This window comes from Bacillus cereus (genome assembly GCF_002564555.1).
GTDB lineage: Bacteria > Bacillota > Bacilli > Bacillales > Bacillaceae_G > Bacillus_A > Bacillus_A cereus_K.
Genome location: NZ_NUVD01000004.1, coordinates 84,536 through 105,421 on the forward strand (window position 1 = coordinate 84,536; position 20,886 = coordinate 105,421).

Consider the following 20,886-nt stretch of genomic DNA (forward strand, 5'->3'; position numbering starts at 1 on the left):
GGTATAAAGTGAAACTTTAATCAGCAGGGGTTCTTAATTTCTTTGCTTTCACTGAATTTTTAGGTAGGAGTCTTAGTGCGGGATAAACTGAAATTTTAATGAGGTGGTGTTTCGCTGATCGCAAATAGACGGATAAAACGAAAATTTTCTAAATATTTTTACTGGTACGTGCATAAGTATAGAATTTATTGACTATAACAGTAATAACCCAAAAAAATAGCCCCTATGTCAAAAGACATAGAGACTATTTCAATTAAGCGTGAAGATCAGAAACTTCTTGTTCTTTCACTTCTTCTACTTTTTCGTTTACACGTTCAATAGTTGCACCTAATGCAGCTAATTTTTTATGGAAGTCTACATAACCACGGTCAAGATGTTTTAGTTCAGTTACACGAGTGTAACCTTCTGATACTAAACCAGCTAGGATTAATGCTGCAGCTGCACGTAAATCAGTTGCACCTACTTCAGCACCTTGTAAGCTGTTTGGACCGTTCATAATAACAGAACGACCTTCGATTTTAATATCAGCATTCATACGACGGAATTCTTCAACGTGCATAAAGCGGTTTTCGAATACCGTTTCTGTAATCATACTTGTTCCATCAGCGTGTAGTAATAATGCCATCATTTGTGATTGCATGTCTGTTGGGAAACCTGGGTGAGGCATAGTTTTAATATCAACCGCTTTTAACTTATCTGGGCCGATAACACGTACACCTTCATTTTCCTCAACAATTTTAACACCCATTTCTTCCATCTTCGCTGTAATTGAGCGTAAATGTTCAGGCACAGCATTTTCAATTAAGATGTCTCCACCAGTAATTGCCGCTGCAACCATGAATGTTCCCGCTTCAATACGGTCAGGAATAATAGAGTGGTTCGCACCATTTAATTTATCAACGCCTTCGATACGAATCGTTCCAGTTCCAGCTCCGCGTACTTTCGCTCCCATCGCATTTAAGAAGTTAGCTAAGTCAACGATTTCTGGTTCTTTCGCTGCGTTTTCAAGGATTGTTGTCCCTTTTGCTAATGTAGCTGCAGACATAATGTTTTCTGTCGCGCCCACGCTTGGGAAGTCTAAATAAATTTTAGCTCCTTTTAGTTCTCCCTCAACGTATGCCTCAACAAAGCCATTACCAACCTGTACTTTTGCTCCCATTGCTTCGAAGCCTTTTAAATGTTGGTCAATTGGACGTGAACCAATTGCACATCCACCAGGAAGTGCAATACGAGCACGACCGTTACGTGCTAATAATGGTCCCATTACTTGAACAGATGCACGCATTTTACGTACATATTCAAATGGTGCTTCGATGTTTAGTTCTTTAGAAGCATCGATTGTTACTTGGTTATTTTCAAATACGACTTCAGCATTTAAATGACGTAATACCTCATTAATTGTGTATACATCAGACAAAACTGGTACTTCAGATAGTACATTCTTTCCATCACTCGCTAATAGGGCTGCAGCGATTATAGGTAATACAGCATTTTTTGCGCCCTCAACACGCACTGTGCCGTTTAACCGCTTTCCGCCACGGACGATGATCTTTTCCAAATTATTCCCCTCCGTGTCCTTTTTTCAGTATCTATTCACTCAATACTCAGAAGTTATGATCGGTGTGCCAACCACAATTGTATCTTTGTTGTTTGTAGAACGTATTGCTATTTGCACATTTATTTTCTCTCTATTTGTTGAAAGAGCGTCATTCCACTTTTTATTGTATGCGGAGACTGACACAAATGCTCTTTCTTCTACTTGTTCGATCGCTCTTGCTGAAAGATCTTTCAAAACCTGATTGGTTTTATTTTGCAAAACACCTTCAATCTTATCATTCACTACACCCTGAACACAAGTGTAAATTATAGGTTTTTCACTAAAAATTTTATTCATCTTCTGAACATACTTCGGGTCCCATTTCGCCCCACTTACTTCAAAGATAATGAAAGTGTTTTCTTTAGTATTTTCCTTACTCCAAGTTACTACTACTCGTTCTTCATACGAAGAAAATTTTTTATAGGCTGTAGCTTTATATCCATCCGAAGATTGTTCTAATTCCCACTTTTGAATCTTCGCCTTGTCCTTCACATCGTTTAACAATTTTTGAAACGTATGTATATTAGAAATCGTTTTTGTCTCTCTCGCTAACCATGACCACTTCTCCACTTTTGCATCATTTTTCTCTAATGCTGCGATCATGCTCTCCATTTTTTGTTCATCGCTTATCGGTTTCATCTCTCTATATCCAACCAAAAATAAAACAACACTCAAGGCAACAATAAAAATGGCTTTAAGCTTCAATTTCATCCCCTCCTACCCCCATTGTTAACGGAGATATGAGGTTCTATACACTTACTTTACTAAATACGTTAAACTCTTTGAATAGCCTAAATAATCAAGGGAAAAGTTACTTACGGATGTCCCAATTGCAATGGTAATTAGAATGAGTAATACTCTCGTCTGCATCACTTTTCCAGGCTTCATTAAACGCTCAATGTGAATGGCTTGCAGGGCCCACCACGTAATGGTAATAAACAATAGATGCGAAACAATAGCAATCAGTGCTTGTTGCCCTAAAAGTTGCGCCAAAAAATCGACTCCTTTTTACTTGGCTACTACTTACAAAACATATAAAAAACGATACCATACTAAGTAGGAGCCACACTTTTTCAAACGCAAATAGGTATCTTACATTTTATATCGAAATTTCATTTCCAAAAACGTATACCCATATGCATGTTCATTTGTGGTTAACACAAAATAAAAAGCGTAGAGTACCGACTCCACACCTTTTATTTTCACTATTGTACCACGTTCCCTAAGAAGAAGAAATCTTTCATTAATGGAAAATATTCATAAAAGAAATTGTATCCAATCATCGGCATAATTCCTAGTATTACAATCGAAATTGCACAAAGACTCATAACAACCTTTATATTGAACGGTAACCGAATCTTTTCTTCCGTCTCCCCTGCCCGGAAAAACATTTGCTGTAAAATCCGGAAATAATATACGAATGAGATGACTGTCGTCCCCATCATAATAGATGCTAGTACGTAGTGAGATGGTTCTACATGAAGTGCGCCTAAAAAGATGTTAATCTTTCCGATGAAACCAGCCGTTCCTGGTATCCCTGCCAATGATAAAATAAAAATCGTCATCACTATCGCTGTAAATGGCGATCGCTTATATAATCCTGTAAAAATGGTGATGTTTTCCTTATCGTTTTGTAAGATTAAGCCGTGGATAATGGCAAATGCTCCTATGTTCGTAAGCATGTAAGCAAGCATATAAAACCACATGCTATCCATCGTAAATGGCGATAATGCCACAAGTGGAACGAGTAAATACCCTGCGTGCGCGATACCTGAATAAGCAAATAAACGTTTTACGTTGTATTGTTTTAACGCGACTACGTTTCCAACAATCATCGTAATACTTGCTAGCACGGCAATGTATATGCTCATACGCCCGTATAAAGATTGCATGTCTCCTTGTATTGATACACTTGCAAAAACCATAAGGAACAGACGAATAATGAGTAGGAACCCAGCAATTTTGGAAATCGTTCCAAGGAAAGCAGTAACAGGTGTAGCCGCACCCTCATATACATCTGGTGCCCACATATGGAATGGCACTGTTGCAATTTTAAATGAAAGTCCAACGAGCAATAGGAGAAATGCGAGAGCTAGCAATAACTGAATACCACTAGCAAGTCCCCCGGTGAATACTTTTTGCATATCCACAATATTGGTTGAACCTGTAATACCGTATAAGTAACTCATTCCAAAAAGCGTAATTGCTGTTCCAATCCCCCCGTTAATGACGTATTTCATCGCCGCTTCATTTGATGCACGGTTCTTTTTGCGAATTCCTACTAAAATGTATGAAGAAAGTGACAGCAACTCTAAACCGACGAAAAGCGTAATGAAGTCGACACTAGAAGCCATGAACATCGCACCAAGAAGCGCCATTAAAAATAAGTAATAATATTCTCCTTTATCTTCAATCGGATTCTTCTTGTCATCGCTCATTGCGGTGCATAAGATGAGAGCTGCCCCGCCTAATAACAACGTTTTAAACCCTTTTGAAAATCCATCTAATACGAATGATCCGTTTAAAATATCTCCTGCTGGTTCGCCGTATAGCGTAATTAATGACACGATTGCTAATACGATGGCAGCAATCGCACCCAGCGCTACGTACCTATGGTTCAGCTTAAAAAACAAATCACATATGGAAAGAAGGATGGCAGCTCCGAGAATGATAAATTCTGGCACCATAAGATGCCACGATAAGCTAAGTAACGTATTCATATCCATCCTACTTCACCCCCAATGTTTTCAATGTATTTTGAAGCGGATCCCCTAGTATTTCTGGCATTACTCCGATTGCAATAATACAGACGATAAGTAATATGACAGGTACATACTCCCACCCGTGTATATCAGATTTCGCTTCCCACTCTTTCTTACCAAAGGTCACTTGGAGTGTCGCCCTTAATACGTATACAGCGGTTAAAATAATGCCAAGTACGCCGAAAGCGGCAATGACTGGCTCTCCTTGAAATAAACCGAGAAAGGCAAGAAACTCACTAACAAACCCAGACATCCCTGGCAATCCGAGCGATGCCATTCCTCCAGCTAAGAAGAATCCGCTAAGTACTGGGACACTTTTTGCAAGTCCGCCAAGCGCTGTAATATCAGAAGTACCGAAACGCTCTTCAATGATACCAAGCAGGAAGAAGAGTAACGCTGCAATTAAACCATGTGACACAACTTGGAATAATGCCCCTTGTGTACCTGGTGCGTTAAGTGCAGCAAGTCCCATTAAAACAATTCCCATATGCGAAATACTAGAGTAAGCAAGTACCTTCCTAAAATCCGTTTGGATGAGTGCTAAAAAAGCACCGTACAATAAATTAATGACTCCTAAAATCGCAAGTAGTGTTGCGAACTCGCGAAAGTATTCTGGGAATAGCCCCTTCCCGAAGCGAATAATTCCGTACGCTCCAATCTTTAGCAGAACCCCTGCATGAAGCATAACTACAGCAGGATGCGCTTCAATATGAACATTGACCATCCAACGATGCAACGGGAAAACAGGTAGTTTAATTGCAAAGGCAATCATTATAGCGATAAATATGCCGAACTGTAAGCTACTCGGTACACCCAATCCTCCCCCAGCGCTTCCGCTTGCTAATATCTCTTTCAGCTCCGCAATATTTGTTGTACCTGTTTTCGCGAACAAAATTGAGAAAACAATGAGCAAAATAGCTGAGCCAATGCCGTTATATATTAAATAACTATATGCAGCCTTTTCACTCGACAATTTCCCCCACTTCCCAATTAATAAAAACATTGGTGGCAGCGTAATTTCAAAGAAGATAAAGAACAACATTAAATTTTGAGCAGCGAAGACGCCGAGCATCCCTATTTCTAGCATGAGTAATAGCATATAAAATGCTTTTAAATTTCTTTTAATGGAAAACGCCGCAATTGCTGCAAGCATCGCTAGCAGGGCTGTCAGCACCATCATGACAAGTGAAAGACCATCAATTCCAAGCTCATAATAGATAGAAAACCACCTTTTATCCACCGCTGCAAAATCTCCAAATTTAATCCATTTCACTTTTTCATCAAATAGCGATAAACTCTTTCCAGAAGCGTATGTACAAGCGAGGACGATGGCGATTCCAAATGGAAGCGCCGTTCCAAACAAACCGAGCGCCCTCACTGTACGTGATTCTTTTTTCGGCGTTAATACAAGTAATAGAATTCCTAAAAGTGGGGAAAAAATGAAGAACGTAAGTAGCAAATCATTCATCGTAAATCCCCTCCCGTATACAACAAAATAATGACGAGTAATGCGAGTGAGACTGCTGTTACAGTGCCATATACTTGTACATTCCCGTTTTGAAGTTTCGATCCTATGCTGCTCGCACCTTTCACCAAACTGCCAATTAAAACTGCGATTCCTTCTACAACATATACTTCAAATAGGCGAAGCACATGAGCGATTCCTTTCGTAAGAGGAAGCACCGTAACATTGTATAGTTCATCCACATAATATTTTTCTTTCAGGAGATTATGAAGGAAGGAGCCTTCTCCTCCAGCCCAATTCCTTGCGATCGTTTTCTTTCCATAGATGAAATATGCAAGGACAATTCCCGCAAATGAAACGAGTGTCGCAACGATCATAATCCAAACTGGCCCATGAGCTTCTTCCACCTTAAATCCTATATCTTTCGTAAGCCAATCTCCTAGAAACGTCCCAAACCATGGTGTATTTATATATCCCGCTACTACCGCGAGAACGCCGAGGACAATCATCGGATACGTCATTGTGCGGGGCGATTCATGCACGTCTTCCTTCGTCTTCGCTTCTCCAGTAAAGACAAGAAAGTATAAACGGAACATATAAAATGCTGTTAAGAATGCTGCAAGGACTGCTAAAACAAATAGAAAGTAATTGCCACTCATCCAAGTTGCCGCCAAAATCTCATCTTTACTAAAAAATCCGGAAAGGAGCGGCACTCCGCTAATTGCAAGTGTACCTATTAAAAATAACGTACCAGTTACTTTCATCTTCTTCTGTAAACCGCCCATTTTATTAATGTTTTGCGTATGCACGGCATGAATTACACTCCCTGCTGCCAAAAATAGTAGCGCTTTAAAGAAGGCGTGTGTCGTTAAATGGAATACACCAGCTACATAACCAGCAGAACCTAGCGCAAGCATCATATACCCGAGCTGGCTAACTGTAGAATAAGCAAGCACTCTCTTTATATCCGTCTGTACAAGACCGATAGAGGCTGCAAAGATTGCGGTGAATCCTCCAACGATTGCAACCGTCTGCATCGCCACCGGACTTGCTGAAAATAGCGGAAACATCGTCGCTACTAAATATACGCCGGCTGCTACCATCGTCGCTGCATGAATAAGTGCCGAAACAGGCGTCGGCCCCTCCATCGCATCTGGTAACCATGTATGAAGCGGAAACTGACCTGATTTTCCCATCGCCCCGATAAAAATTAATATCGCCGTTATAGTAATCATAGTAGGGGGAAGATCGCCCGTGTAAATCGCCCTAAAGATTGCGTCATATTCAAAGCTACCTGCATGCCAAAAGATTAAAATCATCCCAATAAATAAACCAACATCTCCAATACGAGTCATAATAAAAGCCTTTTTCGCAGCAGCCTTCGCTTCTTCTTTAAAGAAATAAAAACCGATGAGTAAAAATGAACCGAGGCCCACTAACTCCCAAAATATATAAAGCTGTAATAAATTCGGCGATATAACAAGCCCAAGCATCGCAAATGTAAAGAGCCCTAAATATGCATAAAAAGTTGGTAATCTTTCGTCACCTTTCATATAACCTTTCGAATACACATGTACAAGTAAACTCACAAGTGTGACGATAAACAACATTAAAGCTCCTAATGCAGTCACTTCAAAACCAAATGATATATCAATATCTCCAGCTCTAAGCCATACCCACTTATGCTTCACTGTTCCTGATGAAAACCTTTCTATCAATATAAGTACCGCGAATATAAAGGAGAGAAAGACGAAGAAAATACTAAGTACACTGCTTCCTTCTCTAATTTTCTTCCCGAACATAATAAGTAATAAAAACGAAACAAGCGGGAAAAGCGGTATGAGCCATGCATAATCGATCATTGTTTCCTTCCCCCTTTTCGGTCACAATGGCTATCCTTTGAGCGTATCCATTTCATCTACATGAACTGTCGTACGATTACGGTACAAAGCAATTAAAATAGCGAGTCCTACCGCCGCCTCCGCTGCTGCTACAGCCATCGTAAACAACGAGAAAATTTGTCCTGTTAAATTTGGAAACAAGCCTAATTTACTAAACGCCACTAAGTTTAAATTGGCAGCGTTCAGCATTAATTCGATACAAACTAATACAATTACTGTATTTCGCTTCGTTAAAGCTCCAAATAGACCGATGCAAAACAAAATAATCGCAAGCGTTAAATACGCAGAAGCTGGAACGCTACTCATTGGAATCCTCCTCTTTCTCATCCTTCTTCGCAAGTATAATCGCGCCAACAAGTGCTACAAGTAAAATAACTGAAGTTAATTCAAATGGAATAATATATTTCGAATAGAGAAGTGTACCGATTTGAAGTGTGTTTTTTTCATGGAGAGGTAAACTTCCTTGTGTGCTTTCATTTGCAAAATCAATATTATTAACAGCGAAATACATAACCGCCCCAAATGCTACAACCGCAAAGAAGATAATCCACTTTCGAAGAGTAAGACGCGATTCATTTTCCGCGTTATGTTTCGTTAACATAATGCCAAAAATCATAATAATTGTGATCGCACCAGAGTAAAGTAAAATTTGTGCAACGCCGATAAACTCGGCTGATAAAAGAAAGTACAAACCTGCAATGCTGAGAAATGTCAGAACGAGAGCTAGCATCATATGCATGACTTTCGTTAAGTTCAACATAAGAACACCGCCGATAATTGCAGACAAGGATAGGATAAAGAATGCTACAAACTCGCCATTCATGCTTTATTCTCCTTCCTGACGTTTTCGTCGTTTTCGTCAAGCCACTGCAAATTTTTAAATAAGTCATCACGTGAATATTCCGCGAGTTCAAAGTTATTTGTCATAACAATTGCTTCTGTCGGGCAAACTTCAGTACATAAATCGCAAAGAATACAAATTTCAAAATTAATATCGTACGTATCGATAATCTTTCCCTTTTTCGTAGGATCCGGATGTTTTTTTCCCGTTAACTGAATACAGTCTGTCGGACAAATGTTAGAGCATTGATTACAAACAATACATTTTTCTGGGTAAAATTTTTGAATCCCTCGAAAACGATCTGGCAATGGCAACGGCTGATTTGGATAATCATACGTCACCTTCTTCTTACTCAAATTACTTAATGTATATTTTAATCCTTTAAATAGTCCTTTCATCTCTTACTGGCACCCCCCTCATAGATTAGAAGAATAACTCCTTAATCAATGCCGTTAAGAAAATATTTGCAAGTGCAATTGGCAATAATACTTTCCAGCCAAACTCCATTAACTGGTCACCTCGTATACGCGGAAACGTGACGCGAAACCAAATTAATAGAAAAACTACACTGCTAAATTTCAACGCAAACCAGACAGCACCTGGGATAAAGCCAAGGAACATAACTGGATTCCATCCGCCTAAAAAGAGCACTGTAATTAACGATGCCATCCCGAAGAAATATACATACTCTGAAAGCATGAAAAACGCCCAGCGAAACCCTGAGTATTCCGTATGATATCCAGAAACAAGTTCTGACTCTGCTTCTGGCAAATCGAATGGCGTCCTATTTAACTCTGCAACTGCTGCGATTAAGAAAACGACAAAACCAATTGGCTGCACGAAAATGTACCATACCTTCTCTTGCGCTACTACAATCTCATTTAAATTCAAGCTACCAGCTAACAAAACAACGCCAATCACACTCATTACGAGCGGAATCTCATAAGAAATCATTTGCGCCGCCGCACGCATCCCTCCTAAAAGGGAGTATTTATTATTCGATGCCCATCCGCCAGTCACAACACCAATCGTCGTAATACCGGAGACAGCAATATAATAGAGCAGCCCTACTCCAATATCTGCGAACTGAAATTTATCAGTAAACGGGATAACTGCAAGCACCATAAACGCTGGTGCGAAGGCAATGACAGGCGCTAATATAAATAACGGTTTATCTGCCGCTTTCGGAATACTATCTTCTTTTAGTAATAGTTTCAAAACATCAGCTACCGTTTGCAGTAAACCGAACCGCCCTCCAACTTGGTTTGGCCCAATCCGCCCTTGCATAAATCCCATCACTTTCCGTTCTGCCAAAATGCCGTATGTAACGAAGCCAAGGACTGCAAATAATAGGAGCACTGCTAATCCGAAAAAAATGAAGAAATTTGTCCAGCTTGAAGGTGATTGTAAGAGCGTCTCAATCACTAGCCATCAACCTCCCCAAGTACAATATCAACTCCACCTAAAATCGTAATTAAATTGGCGATGTTTTCACCTTTCAATAACCTCGGTAAAATTTGCAAATTATAAAAAGACGGCCTGCGGAATTTCAGACGATACGGCTCTTTCTTTCCATCACTAGCGATATAGCAACCAATCTCCCCCCGCGGCGATTCTATACGGACGAACGCTTCTCCCTTTGGTGCCTTAATAATTTTCGGTACTTTCGCTAGTACGGCTCCGTCTTTTGGGAACTGCTGGACTGCTTGCTCAACAATTTTTAACGACTCCTCAATTTCTTCCATTCGGCAAACGTAGCGATCCCAAGCATCCCCTACGCTCCCAACAGGAACATCAAAGTCAAAGCGATCATAAATCGAATATGGCTCATCTTTGCGAAGATCCCAGTTTACTCCGGTGCACCGCAAATTCGCTCCGCTTAAAGAATAAGAAATCGCTTCTTCTGCGCTATATATACCAACGCCTTTTACACGATTTAAGAAAATCTCATTACCGCTAACAAGGTCGTGATAACCTGCCAATTGCTCCCTCATATACGGAACAAACTCTTCCACCTTTTCAATCCATCCGTCCGGCGCATCCCACTTCACACCGCCGACTCTCATATAGTTAAAAGTAAGCCGTGCACCGCATAATTCATTTAATAAATTTATGATCATCTCTCGTTCACGAAAAGCGTACAAAAATGGGCTAACTGCTCCTATATCAAGAAGATTTGTCCCCCACCAAACGAGATGACTCGCAATCCTTCCAAGCTCCATCGCAAGCACCCGCAAGTATTCGGCACGCTCCGGAATTTCAAGCCCCATCATCGTCTCTACAGCATGGCAAATGACGTAGTTATTCGTCATTGCTGATAAATAGTCCATTCGATCTGTATAAGGAATAATTTGCGTATACTGTAAACTCTCAGCAATCTTTTCAGTCCCGCGATGCAAATACCCAATAACCGGTGTAGCTTCTTTAATAATTTCCCCGTCAATCTTAATAACAAGCCTGAACACACCATGTGTACTCGGATGCTGAGGTCCTACATTCAAAAGCATCTCTTCCGTACGAATCATAAGCTACACCTCCACATCATACGGTTCATAATCTTTCCTAAGCGGATACCCTACCCAATCATCAGGCATTAAAATACGCGATAAATTCGGATGCCCCTTAAATACAATGCCGAGCAAGTCATACGCCTCTCGCTCCGGCCAGTCTGCCCCTTTCCAAAACGTTGTCACTGATTCTACTTCCGGCGCCTCCCTATCCAGCTTTACCTTCACTGCTACTGACTGTTTCTTTCCATATGAAAATAAATGAACATACACTTCCATATGTGTCACAAAATCCGTAGCATGTAGCTCTGACATATAATCAAAAGCAAGTCCCTCATGAAATCGCAACGACTCCATCACTTCATAATATTTTGAAGGCTCCACCACAAGAGTTGGCACATCTTTTGAAAGTTTATTAATGTAGGAATCTACTAATGCATCCTCTCCTACTTTCTCCCTAATAACCCCAACATACTGATTTAAATACGGCTGATTAATAGATGCTTCTTCCGGCTTCGGCTCATCTTCTGCCTTACCTTCAGTACCCTTTGTCTTTGCCCTTGCCGCTGCGACTGCTTTCGCCTTCGCTGCTGCAATTGCCTTTGCCTTTTCATCTCCCGAATCTCCATCACCTTGTGAGGCTTTCTGCTTCGCTAACGCCACTGCTTTTGCTTTTGCGGCTGCTACGGCCTTTGCCTTCGCTTTCGCTTTTTCCTCTTCCGTTACTTCTTCTGACCCTTCTCGCTTTTGCTTTGCTAACGCTGCCGCCTTTGCTTTCGCAGCTGCTGCTGCCTTTGCCTTCGCTTTCGCTTTTTCCTCTTCCGTTACTTCCTCTGTTCCTTCTCGCTTTTGCTTTGCTAACGCTGCCGCCTTTGCTTTTGCAGCGGCTGCTGCCTTCGCTTTGGCTTTTTCTTCTTCCGTTACTTCCTCTGTTCCTTCTCTCTTCTGCTTCGCTAACGCTGCCGCCTTTGCCTTCGCTTTGGACTTTTCTTCTTCCGTTATTTCTTCTGTTCCTTCTCTTTTCTGCTTCGCTAACGCTGCCGCTTTTGCTTTTGCAGCGGCTGCTGCACGTCGTTTTGCTTCTTCTACGGTCATTTCATTACCTTTTGGTAGCGCTTTCTCTTTTTCTTGATTTTCTTCCTCAAGTTTACTTATTTCCACCTCATGTTTCACTACAAGGCGTTTTCTTGCTTCTTCTTTCGCGCGCCTAGCTGCTTCTTTTTTCAAATCCTCTAAATCTTTGCTTGGATCACTCATTTATTCGTCACCTGCTTTCCTGTCTTTGCCTCGTAACGAATTTTCTCTTTCAACTTATTAATGCCATAAATTAAAGCAGCAGGATTAGGTGGGCAGCCAGGAATATACACATCAACTGGTACAATTTGATCTACCCCTTTTACGACAGCGTATGAATTTACATATGGACCACCAGCTGTTGCACAAGATCCCATCGCAATAACCCATTTTGGTTCGGGCATTTGATCATATAAGCGCCGAACAATAGGAGCCATCTTCTTCGTTACCGTTCCCGATACAATCATGACATCCGATTGCCTTGGTGAAGTCCGAAAAAATGATCCAAATCGATCTAAATCGTAATGCGATGAACCTACTCCCATCATTTCAATCGCACAACATGCCAGTCCGAATGTCATCGGCCATAAAGAGTTACTCCGCGCCCATCCTTTCAACTGTTCTAATGTAGAAAAAAAGATATTTCGTTCTAATTCTGCCCGCTCGTTTGGGTGCAATTCCTCAAAATTTATAACCATTGTAACACCTTCTTTTTCCAAGCATACGCTAATCCAACTAGCAACATTACAACAAAGATGAGCATTTCAATTAATGCAAATAAACCTAGCTTGTCATATGCAACAGCCCACGGATATAAAAATAAAGTTTCTACATCAAAGATGACAAACAATAAAGCGAAAATATAATAGCGAGCATGAAACCGAATATTCGCATCATGAAAAGGCTCAATTCCACTCTCATACGTCGTTGCTTTCGCTTCACTCGGTTTGTTCGGACGCAGCAATCTTCCTAATGTAAGAGCCACTACCGGCAGCAATATGCCTAATAGCAAGAAAATCAGAACGATCATATAACTATTTTCATATACACTTGCCATTGTGAAACCCTCCCCCCTGAATTAAGAACAAGTTCACTTAGTAAACAATATGTCCTAGTTGCAGCAATTATTATTTTTAAATTTTTCTAAATAATACAACTATTTAAATTATTATAACAAAATTTAAATTCCTATGTCGATATGTTGGGAACAGAAACGATAATTATTAAAATCTATTTTTATAACTCGCCACAACTGTGCAAAATAAGTATAGAAATTATATATGTTTTTCAACCAATCATAAAAAATACAAAGAGAAGTTTATATATATACTGGAGGTGATATAAATGAAAAAACAAACACATGTAAATATTCTTGTAAGCATTTTATTGTTATCTATCGCGATTCATTACGTAGCAATGCCTTTTCTATATGAATACTCATTTCCATTTCAAATATTAATTGGAATGAGTAGCCTATTAATCGATCTTATTGTTTGTAGTTATATATTTTATTTTTCAAATATAAAACAAGGGTTACCTCGTTTATTTTGGACAATATTATCTGTTGGAACCCTCTCTTACTTCATTGGTGATATAGTCGTTTCCTATCAACGTTTAATTTTAAAGGACTACTATACGTTCGTTGATCCATCCGATTTTTTTTACTTACTTTTTTTAATTAGCTTTGCATTTGCCTTTCTATATGAAATCATTTATAACCGGAATTTATTAGAAAAGCTTTTTATGATATGTGATATTTGCATTATTGTTACAGCCCAATTTACTTTAAGTTACTATCTACTTATTGAACGAACCATTTACGCTTTTACAACATCCTATATCGACATATTTGTTCAGCTTACCTATCCAATGACTGATTTACTCTTCCTTTTAATAGGGATTAATCTTTTGTTCAGACCATTGTCCTTATTACCAAAACAAGTTGGTGCGCTTCTTGGCAGCGCTTTAATTTTGTATGCCACTACGGATGCGATTTATGCTTATATAAAATACTTCACACCAGAGTATTCTATGTTTACTGTTACTCCACTCTATCAAGTTACCTTAGTACTAGTAGCAATCGCCTGTGTTCTTCATACGAAAGAACCTGAAAAACAAGAACAAGTACTACTAACACCTAAATTTGGGGAATCCATTCGATTATCATTACCGTATATTTCTGTCATGATGCTTATTGTTTTTATGTTGGTCGAATATGTTTTTGTACCCATTGTAGTAATTGGCCTTATGATAACATTCTCTTTCGTTCTCATACGCCATAGCTTAGTGCGAAAACAAAATAAAATATTATTGGTAGCACAAATGCAATTCAACTCTGAACTCGAGAAACAAATTGAACTACGTACAGAAGATTTAGTAGAACAAAAAAATGAGCTCTATCATAACCAGCAAATGTTCAAATCTTTATACGAGCATCATCCAGATCCAATTTTCACATTAGATTTGTACGGTAATTTCCTAAAAGTGAATAACGCTGGTACTACTTTACTTGGTTATCAAACGTATGAATTATTAAATCAACCTTACTACTCACTCATATATGAAGAAGATTTAGAAGAAATTATTACCGCTTTTCATCGCGTAAAAAAGGGGAATTCTATCTCTTTAGAAATACGAGCGTATCACAAAAACAGAGATATTTACTACTTGCACGTTACAGCTGTTCCCATCTTTTTAAAGGATCATATTTCAGGGGTCTATTTAATGATTAAAGATATTACGGAAAGCAAACAACAACAAGAACAAATTAATTTCCTAGCATATCATGATACTTTAACTGAGCTTGCAAATCGCCGTGCATTTCATCAATATTTAGAAAAAGCGATTGCACGAGCAAAAATATCAAAAAGGCCCTTTGCTGTTATGTTCCTCGACCTAGACCGCTTTAAAGTTATTAATGATACCCTCGGTCATCGGGTAGGAGATCTCCTATTAATTGCAGTAGCAAAAAGACTCGAAAAAATATCGACATCAAATATGAAACTTGCTCGACTAGCTGGGGATGAATTCACAATCCTTATCGAAAATTATAAAAAAAGAACAGATGTAAAAAAGATAGCTGATATGATTGTAGCGTCCATGAATGAGCCATTCGAAATTGAAAATCAGCATTTACAAATCTCACCGAGTATCGGGATTGCAATATACCCTGAGGCAGGTGAAGATCCACTGTCGATTTTACAACATGCTGACATGGCCATGTACGAAGCAAAAAATAAAGGAAAAAACGGTAGCTCCCTTTATACAAAAGAACTGTATAAAAAAATGGAACGTAAAGCTCGAATCGAAAAAGATTTGCCACTCGCTTTAGTAAACCAAGAATTTTATCTCGTCTATCAACCACAAATTGATACAACAACAAGTAAAATTATCGGTGCTGAAGCATTAATACGCTGGAAACATCCACTATTAGGCGAGATTTCACCATGTGAGTTCATTCCCATTGTAGAAGAGACTCCTCAAGTCATCCCACTTGGACATTGGGTGCTACGAGAGTCTTGTCGTCAACTAAAAATATGGAAAAGTTTTGGATACACAAACTTAAAAATGAGTGTCAATTTATCAGCGAAAGAATTTCAACAAAATCAATTAATCGAAAATATTTCACGAATACTAAAAGACGTAAAAATTGACCCAAAAGATGTAACACTTGAACTAACAGAACGAATTGCGATGATTGATGAAAAAGAAACATTATCGAGACTAAAACAATTAAAAGAATATGGTATTCAAACGTCCATTGATGACTTCGGTACCGGCTACTCTTCTCTTGCTTATTTATCAATTTTCCCTATCGATACATTAAAAGTACCAAAAGAATTTATACAACTAGCCGATCATCGCCCTGAAGAAAGAGCCATCGTTTCAACCATTCTTTCCCTTGCAAATACTTTAAATCTTTCAGTCGTTGCGGAAGGAATTGAAACAGAAAAACAGCTTAAGTTTTTACAAAAAAATAACTGTAAATATATGCAAGGTTACTATTTCAGTAAACCTCTAACAAGTAAGCACTTTATAAGATTTCTACAAAAAACACCCAGTATGAACCAATAGTTCACACTGGGTGTTTTTTTATCCCTCTATTTGCGGGCAGTAAAAGCCCGATTGGTGATTACAATTTCACCTTATATTGTTGGAGTTCTTTTCTCATAATATTCTTCCGCAATCTCTTCGTAAAAAGCTGCAGCTGTTGTATAAAAATATGGAATCAACCATAAGAATCCAATCCCGAGTGTAATACAACTTAATATAAACCAACCAATAAAACTTAAACATAAAATGAAATACTCCATTTTATGCCCATCCATCATACGACGGCTTTCTGTAATGGCTTGGTTCAATGAATACTCGGGATGATCATTTAAAATAAAATACGTCATCGCATAAGAAAACGATTTAATAATGCCTGGAATAATGAAAAGCAACGTCCATAAAAAAAGATAAAGATTCACTAATAAATATACTAAAAATGATTTCAGAAATCTTGTTCCTTCTGTAAACCAAACAAATATATTACCGATACTAGCTTGCTTTTCACGAAGGATATTTAAAGCAAGATAATATCCTCCTAAAGTTAACGGTCCAGTAACAAAAAATGTAAGAATATTTATTGAAAGTGAACTACTTGTTTTTTGCCAACCGAAAATTGAAGAAAATACCCATTCAATACTAACACTAAAAATCATGGTAAGAATTGAAAAGAGTAGTGTAGCCCCGACAGCTAATCCCCATTTGCCTTCCAATGAATCTAGTGCTTCTCCTTTTAAATCACTAATCATACTTAGCCTAGCCTCCTATACGCAATAATTCTATTAGTATAGCACGTCCTTACTGCAATTCACCTTTTGAAATGTAACGATAAAAATGCGCTGTCGTTGTACTCATATACGGGCTAAGCCAAAGAAGCCCTATTCCAAAGGTAAGAATCGCTAAAATAATCCATCCTATGAAGCTAAGCCATAAAAGAAACAAATCTAACTTATGCCCTTTCATAAGATGCTTACTTTCTTTCATCGCCTGCGACACACTATATTCTGGATTTTCAATCATCACATAATACGTCATCGCATAAGAAAAATACATCACAATCATGCCAACGATTGAAATAGCTAATAGTACGAAGAAAGCAATGGCGAACGACGTATTTCCTTCTTCACCGAAAAATGCGAATAAACCTAATAACAACATTGGAATCCAAGTACCTGTATATAACAAAATCGCTAGCATGGCCCACATTGTTTTCATCATTCTTTTAAAGCCACGGAATCCTTCGAATAGATGATCTACTTTAGCACCTTCTCGTTTACTTATCTGTAAAAATACATTTGTATAACCATATGATGTAATACCATTTGATGCGTTACTCAAAATTATCATGATGCAATAAAAAATCCCAAACATAATACCTGCTCCAATTGACATCGTTTCCTCTTCAATTGACCCGGTTAAGATAGAAATTAAGAGAAATATAATTAGTCCCGGAATTAAAAGTATGAGCATTGTAGCCATTGAAACAACATAACTTAAAATAAAATATAAAACCGTCGATCCGACACCTAGTCCCCATTTTCCCTTTAAAGAGTGCAATGCTTCTCTTTTCATTTCACCGATCATTTATTCAGCTCCTTTATTCATTATTGTACATTCTCTACTTATACAAACATCAATACAATTATACCATTTTTGTAAAATTATCCATAAACTACAATAAAAAAAACCGTAAAGGCAAAGCCTTTACGGTTTTTTTTACTTCATATCGGAAACGTTTAAACGGTTCACAGCACGTTGTAGTGCCATTTCTGCACGTCTAAAGTCAACATGCGCTTGTTTATCTTGCATACGTTGCTCAGCGCGACGCTTCGCTTCATTTGCACGATGGATATCGATATGGTTTGCTTCTTCAGCAGATGATGATAATACAGTTACTTTATCTGGACGAACTTCGATAAAGCCACCGCTAACTGCTACATAATCAGTGTGTCCACCATTTTTCAGACGAACTGCACTAATTTTTAATGGTGCAACAGTTGGAATGTGACCTGGTAAGATCCCCATTTCCCCACTCTCTGCTTTTACACTTACCATTTCTACTTCTTTTTCGTAAACCGGTCCATCAGGAGTTACAATACTGACTGGAAATGTCTTCATACTTCGTCCCTCCTAAGGCCTTACGCCATCATTTTCTTCGCATTTTCAATAACTTCTTCAATGCCACCAACTAAACGGAATGCATCTTCTGGAAGGTCATCATATTTTCCTTCTAGAATTTCTTTGAAACCACTAACTGTATTTTTTACAGGTACATAAGAACCTTTTTGACCTGTAAACTGCTCAGCTACGTGGAAGTTTTGAGATAAGAAGAATTGAATACGACGAGCACGATGTACAACTAACTTATCTTCTTCAGATAACTCATCCATACCTAAGATAGCGATGATATCTTGAAGCTCTTTATAACGTTGTAAAGTTTGCTGTACTTGACGAGCTACTTCATAATGTTCTTCTCCCACGATTTCTGGAGAAAGTGCACGAGATGTAGATGCTAATGGATCTACGGCTGGGTAAATACCCATTTGTGTTAAACGACGCTCTAAGTTTGTTGTTGCATCTAAGTGAGCGAACGTTGTAGCTGGTGCTGGGTCAGTATAGTCATCGGCTGGTACATATACCGCTTGGATAGACGTGATAGACCCTTTATTTGTAGATGTAATACGCTCTTGTAATTGACCCATTTCTGTTGCAAGTGTTGGTTGGTAACCTACCGCAGATGGCATACGACCAAGAAGGGCAGATACTTCAGAACCTGCTTGCGTGAAACGGAAGATGTTATCGATGAACAATAGTACGTCTTGTCCTTGCTCATCACGGAAATGCTCAGCCATTGTTAAACCTGTTAATGCAACACGTTGACGTGCTCCAGGTGGCTCGTTCATTTGTCCGAATACCATCGCAGTTTTCTTAATTACGCCAGAATCACTCATTTCGTGATATAAGTCATTACCCTCACGAGTACGCTCACCTACACCAGCGAATACAGAGATACCACCGTGCTCTTGTGCGATGTTGTTAATTAATTCCTGAATTAATACTGTTTTACCTACACCGGCACCACCGAATAGACCGATCTTACCACCCTTAATGTAAGGAGCAAGTAAGTCTACTACTTTAATACCAGTTTCAAGAATTTCTACTTTAGTAGATAACTCTTCGAATGCAGGTGCTTGACGGTGAATTGGATCACGACGTACATCCGCAGGAACATCACCATCTAAGTCAATTGCATCACCTAATACGTTAAATACACGACCAAGTGTTGCATCACCAACTGGTACAGAGATTGCTTTACCAGTATCTTCTACTTCTGTGCCACGAACAAGTCCATCTGTGGAAGACATTGCAACTGTACGAACTGTGTCATCACCTAAATGAAGTGCAACTTCAAATGTTAAGTTAATGTTTGCTCCGTTTTCGTTGCTTTGTTTTACCGTAAGGGCGTTGTAGATTTCTGGTAGCTTTCCGCCATCAAACTTAACGTCTACAACCGGACCCATGATTTGCGTAACGCGCCCTTTATTCATCGGGTTCCCTCCTAGCTTTCTTTTAATTAGCCAGCTTTCTAAGAGAAGTCGGCTTTTAATTTTTTTATTAGTGTAGCTTTCGCGACTCTTTTGAAAGAGCCGCTTCCACCTTTTATTACTATTCTAACGCTGCTGCTCCACCAACGATTTCCGTAATTTCTTGCGTAATCGCTGCCTGACGCGCACGGTTGAATGAAAGTGTAAGTGAATCGATAACTTCCATTGCGTTGTCTGTAGCACTCTTCATTGCTGTCATACGCGCCGCATGCTCACTTGCTTTACCGTCCAGTAATGCACCGTACACTAAGCTTTCTGCGTATTGTGGCAATAGTACTTTTAAAATTTCTTCTTCAGAAGGTTCGAATTCATAAGCTGTCGTCGGTTTGTCAGACGCCACATCCGTAAGCGGTAAAATTTTATTTTCCGTTACTTCTTGTGAAATTTTACTTACGTAATGGTTGTAGTAAATGTACAGCTCATCATAAGCACCATCTGCGAACATCGCAATTGCTCGAGAAGCAAGATCTTTAATATCTGTAAATGATGGGTGGTCAGATAGTCCAACTACTTCATCAATGATGTTAAAGCCGCGACGTTTTAAATAATCACGTCCTAGTCGTCCAAGCACAATAATTGAATATTGGTTTGAATCCATATTATGACGTTCACGAATTACGTTACTAACTGTACGTAATACGTTACTGTTATAACCACCTGCTAGTCCGCGATCCGATGTAATAACGATGTATCCTGTACGCTTTACAGGACGCGCATTTAGCATTGGATGATTAATCCCTTTGCTTCCTTGCGCAATGCTCGCTACTACTTCTTGAATCTTTTCCATATACGGAACGAAAGATTTAGCATTTTGCTCTGCACGGTTTAACTTAGATGCAGATACCATCTCCATCGCTTTCGTAATTTGACTCGTTTTCTTTGTCGAGGTAATCTTCGCTTTTATATCGCGTAAAGATGCCACAGGTTTTCACCACCTTTTTTCCGGAAGTTGGCACGATTAGTAAGAATCCTCTTCCTAATCTACGTTGCAAGATATTCTTGCTCATGATTGAAGGAAAAGAATAGGTGCACCTACTCTTTTCCTTTACATAACCGTCAGCAATCTCAGAAATTGAGATGCCTT

The 20,886-nt window shown here is 39.0% G+C and carries 20 protein-coding genes; 1 reads left to right on the plus strand and 19 read right to left on the minus strand.

The window, feature by feature from the left end; translation table 11 throughout:
• Positions 1-253: 253 nt before the first annotated feature.
• The 14 genes from murA to nuoA form a co-directional block, all read right to left on the minus strand.
• A complete protein-coding gene (murA, locus tag COI75_RS01165) occupies positions 254-1,558 on the minus strand; it encodes a UDP-N-acetylglucosamine 1-carboxyvinyltransferase (protein ID WP_000411262.1) in 1,305 nt (434 codons plus the stop codon).
• 39 nt (positions 1,559-1,597) lie between these two features.
• Complete coding sequence (locus COI75_RS01170) at positions 1,598-2,302, minus strand: YwmB family TATA-box binding protein (RefSeq protein WP_439897249.1); 705 nt, start codon at positions 2,300-2,302, stop codon at positions 1,598-1,600.
• Between the two features lie 51 nt (positions 2,303-2,353).
• Entirely contained in the window at positions 2,354-2,590 is a 237-nt protein-coding gene (locus tag COI75_RS01175; protein ID WP_098448173.1) for a DUF1146 family protein, read from the minus strand.
• Positions 2,591-2,802: 212 nt separating this feature from the next.
• Positions 2,803-4,317, minus strand: a complete 1,515-nt coding sequence (nuoN, locus tag COI75_RS01180) for an NADH-quinone oxidoreductase subunit NuoN (protein ID WP_368665675.1) — start codon at positions 4,315-4,317, stop codon at positions 2,803-2,805.
• 7 nt (positions 4,318-4,324) lie between these two features.
• A complete protein-coding gene (locus COI75_RS01185; RefSeq protein WP_098380502.1) occupies positions 4,325-5,827 on the minus strand; it encodes an NADH-quinone oxidoreductase subunit M in 1,503 nt (500 codons plus the stop codon).
• Complete coding sequence (gene nuoL, locus COI75_RS01190; protein ID WP_098448175.1) at positions 5,824-7,686, minus strand: NADH-quinone oxidoreductase subunit L; 1,863 nt, start codon at positions 7,684-7,686, stop codon at positions 5,824-5,826. Before nuoL ends, COI75_RS01185 begins: the two co-directional genes overlap by 4 nt.
• Positions 7,687-7,716: 30 nt before the next feature.
• Entirely contained in the window at positions 7,717-8,031 is a 315-nt protein-coding gene (nuoK, locus tag COI75_RS01195) for an NADH-quinone oxidoreductase subunit NuoK (RefSeq protein ID WP_000100078.1), read from the minus strand.
• The gene (locus COI75_RS01200) at positions 8,024-8,548 is read right to left on the minus strand and encodes an NADH-quinone oxidoreductase subunit J (RefSeq protein ID WP_063222506.1); all 525 of its coding nucleotides are present in this window, start codon (positions 8,546-8,548) and stop codon (positions 8,024-8,026) included. The genes nuoK and COI75_RS01200 overlap by 8 nt, the downstream gene beginning before the upstream one ends.
• Positions 8,545-8,964, minus strand: a complete 420-nt coding sequence (gene nuoI / locus COI75_RS01205; RefSeq protein ID WP_000677191.1) for an NADH-quinone oxidoreductase subunit NuoI — start codon at positions 8,962-8,964, stop codon at positions 8,545-8,547. Before nuoI ends, COI75_RS01200 begins: the two co-directional genes overlap by 4 nt.
• 25 nt (positions 8,965-8,989) lie before the next feature.
• Complete coding sequence (nuoH, locus tag COI75_RS01210) at positions 8,990-9,991, minus strand: NADH-quinone oxidoreductase subunit NuoH (protein WP_000573439.1); 1,002 nt, start codon at positions 9,989-9,991, stop codon at positions 8,990-8,992.
• A complete protein-coding gene (gene nuoD / locus COI75_RS01215; RefSeq protein WP_098380499.1) occupies positions 9,991-11,091 on the minus strand; it encodes an NADH-quinone oxidoreductase subunit NuoD in 1,101 nt (366 codons plus the stop codon). Before nuoD ends, nuoH begins: the two co-directional genes overlap by 1 nt.
• A 3-nt stretch (positions 11,092-11,094) precedes the next feature.
• Positions 11,095-12,330, minus strand: a complete 1,236-nt coding sequence (locus tag COI75_RS01220; RefSeq protein ID WP_098448176.1) for an NADH-quinone oxidoreductase subunit C — start codon at positions 12,328-12,330, stop codon at positions 11,095-11,097.
• Positions 12,327-12,845 (minus strand): NADH-quinone oxidoreductase subunit NuoB, encoded by a 519-nt coding sequence (gene nuoB / locus COI75_RS01225; protein WP_000236331.1) that lies wholly within the window; start codon positions 12,843-12,845, stop codon positions 12,327-12,329. Before nuoB ends, COI75_RS01220 begins: the two co-directional genes overlap by 4 nt.
• The gene (nuoA, locus tag COI75_RS01230) at positions 12,836-13,204 is read right to left on the minus strand and encodes an NADH-quinone oxidoreductase subunit NuoA (RefSeq protein ID WP_000179271.1); all 369 of its coding nucleotides are present in this window, start codon (positions 13,202-13,204) and stop codon (positions 12,836-12,838) included. The genes nuoB and nuoA overlap by 10 nt, the downstream gene beginning before the upstream one ends.
• Positions 13,205-13,491: 287 nt before the next feature.
• Here nuoA and COI75_RS01235 point away from each other — a divergent pair, with 287 nt between their 5' ends.
• The gene (locus tag COI75_RS01235) at positions 13,492-16,221 is read left to right on the plus strand and encodes a putative bifunctional diguanylate cyclase/phosphodiesterase (RefSeq protein WP_000744964.1); all 2,730 of its coding nucleotides are present in this window, start codon (positions 13,492-13,494) and stop codon (positions 16,219-16,221) included.
• A 71-nt stretch (positions 16,222-16,292) separates the two neighbouring features.
• Here the strand turns inward: COI75_RS01235 and COI75_RS01240 are convergent, their stop codons facing one another.
• The 5 genes from COI75_RS01240 to atpG all read right to left on the minus strand — a co-directional run bounded on the left by COI75_RS01240 (position 16,293) and on the right by atpG (position 20,724).
• Positions 16,293-16,946 carry a DUF975 family protein gene (locus COI75_RS01240; protein WP_000622446.1) on the minus strand — a complete coding sequence of 218 codons (654 nt, stop codon included), beginning with the start codon at positions 16,944-16,946 and terminating at the stop codon, positions 16,293-16,295.
• 49 nt (positions 16,947-16,995) lie between these two features.
• The gene (locus COI75_RS01245) at positions 16,996-17,781 is read right to left on the minus strand and encodes a DUF975 family protein (protein WP_000578805.1); all 786 of its coding nucleotides are present in this window, start codon (positions 17,779-17,781) and stop codon (positions 16,996-16,998) included.
• 132 nt (positions 17,782-17,913) lie between these two features.
• Positions 17,914-18,315: a F0F1 ATP synthase subunit epsilon gene (gene atpC / locus COI75_RS01250; protein ID WP_000847215.1), complete on the minus strand. Its 402-nt coding sequence runs from the start codon at positions 18,313-18,315 to the stop codon at positions 17,914-17,916.
• 20 nt (positions 18,316-18,335) lie between these two features.
• Positions 18,336-19,745 (minus strand): F0F1 ATP synthase subunit beta, encoded by a 1,410-nt coding sequence (atpD, locus tag COI75_RS01255; protein ID WP_001032587.1) that lies wholly within the window; start codon positions 19,743-19,745, stop codon positions 18,336-18,338.
• Positions 19,746-19,863: 118 nt separating this feature from the next.
• A complete protein-coding gene (gene atpG / locus COI75_RS01260; RefSeq protein WP_000157703.1) occupies positions 19,864-20,724 on the minus strand; it encodes a F0F1 ATP synthase subunit gamma in 861 nt (286 codons plus the stop codon).
• Between the last annotated feature and the right edge of the window lie 162 nt (positions 20,725-20,886).